The sequence below is a fragment of the Agrobacterium sp. genome, assembly GCF_032092815.1.
Lineage (GTDB): Bacteria > Pseudomonadota > Alphaproteobacteria > Rhizobiales > Rhizobiaceae > Agrobacterium.
The window spans coordinates 125,083-126,776 of the sequence record NZ_DAMDBP010000013.1; the positions used below are offsets into that span (position 1 = coordinate 125,083).

Consider the following 1,694-nt stretch of genomic DNA (forward strand, 5'->3'; position numbering starts at 1 on the left):
ACGCTCGACATCAAGCCTGAGCCATGGAACCGCATCGTGGAACTGTCTTCAAAGCCAGAAACCACGCCGGCTTCGACGCAGGTCAACATTTCCCCGACCTACCCATCGCCGGACGCAATGTTCTACAATCAGTACCACTCCAAGGCATCCGGCACATGGATGTCGATGGAATGGCTGCAGAACCCGGAAATCGATGCGCTGATCGACAAGGCACGTGCGACAACAGACGTTGCTGAACAGAACGCAACCTACAAGGAACTGCAGACGAAGATTGCAGACCTGCAGCCCGACGTCTGGGCCGTGGCACCAAACCGCCGTTACGGCGCCAACAAGTGCTTGCAGGGCTACGAGTTCGTTCCAATGCAGAGCTGGGATCTGAACTTCTCCAATTTCCATTGGGATTGCTCGGCTAACTGATAGCCACACAAAAATCCGGCCCCGTACAGGCGGGGTCGGAAACACAATTGCTCAGAACATTTCCGCATGTTTCGACTGCAGAAATCGTTCTATCTCCTTGTTTTCACGCAATTCCTGATGCCAAGCGCAGACGCGCTTCCTTGCCGGAATTGCTCTAGGGTGAGACATGCTTCAGGAATTCGCAGAAGAAAACATTGAACCGCTGGCCACCGGCGCATGGATTTTGGGCACAGGTGGTGGCGGCAATCCGTATATCTCCACGCTGAACCTTCGCCGGCTTTATGCTGAAGGTCGCCGCGTGCAGGTCATGGACCCCATGGCGCTTGAAGATGACGACATGGTTGCTGTTGTCTCCAAAATGGGTGCGCCTCTGGTGGGACAGGAACGCCTTGGCGATCCAGTCCATCTGGCCCGTGCGGTTGAGGTTATGGAAGATTATCTGGGCAAGCCTTTCCGGGCGATCATGAGCGTCGAGATCGGCGGATCCAATGCGTTGTCGTCATTCCTGGCGGCTGCCATGCTGGACCGGCCGGTTGTGAATGCCGACGCCATGGGACGCGCCTATCCGGAAGCGCAGATGACATCATTTGCGATTGGCAATTTGCCGATGTTTCCGCTCTCTCTGGTCGACGTGCGCGACAATGAAGTGATCGTCACTCGTGCGGCCTCCTGGAAATGGATGGAGCGCATTTCGCGTAAAGTCTGCACCGAGGTGGGTTCGACGGCTGCAACCTGCAAGGCGCCACGCACTGGCAAGGAAGTCAAGGAATGGGGCATTCATTACACCGTCACCAAGGCGGTCGAGCTTGGACGTGCCGTCATGGATGCGCGTGCACAGCATGCTGATCCTGTGCAGGCAGTGCTTGACCATGAAGGCGGCAAGCAGCTTTTCCGCGGTAAGGTAATTGACGTCGCGCGTGAGACCACCGGCGGCTTCCTGCGCGGTAGCACGGTGATCGAGGGCATGGATGCCGATAAGGGATCCCGCATGGAACTGGCTTTCCAGAATGAATGGGCCGTCGCCTTCCGTGATGGTGCGCCCGTTGCCATGACACCTGACCTGCTGTGCCTGCTGGATACGGTATCTGGCAGCGCTATCGGCACGGAATCCGTGCGTTATGGCCAGCGCGTGACTGTTGTCGCCCTGCCGGCGCCGGAACTTCTGACAACACCAGCCGGTATCGCCGCGGTCGGTCCACGTGCATTTGGCTATGATATAGATTTCAGATCGGTATTCCCATGAAACGCATCGGTATTGACGTTGGCGGCACCAATAC

The 1,694-nt window shown here is 57.1% G+C and carries 1 protein-coding gene and 1 pseudogene; both read left to right on the plus strand.

Features of this window, described 5'->3' with window-relative positions; genetic code table 11:
* A pseudogene (locus RT613_RS10465) lies at positions 1-417 on the plus strand (ABC transporter substrate-binding protein); the annotation flags it as partial.
* Positions 418-583: 166 nt separating this feature from the next.
* Complete coding sequence (locus tag RT613_RS10470; RefSeq protein WP_313615119.1) at positions 584-1,660, plus strand: DUF917 domain-containing protein; 1,077 nt, start codon at positions 584-586, stop codon at positions 1,658-1,660.
* Positions 1,661-1,694: the final 34 nt, after the last annotated feature.

Excerpts from the sequence above, each read along its gene's own strand:
- RT613_RS10470 (WP_313615119.1), top strand. The coding sequence starts at position 584 with ATGCTTCAGGAATTCGCAGAAGAAAACATTGAACCGCTGGCCACCGGC.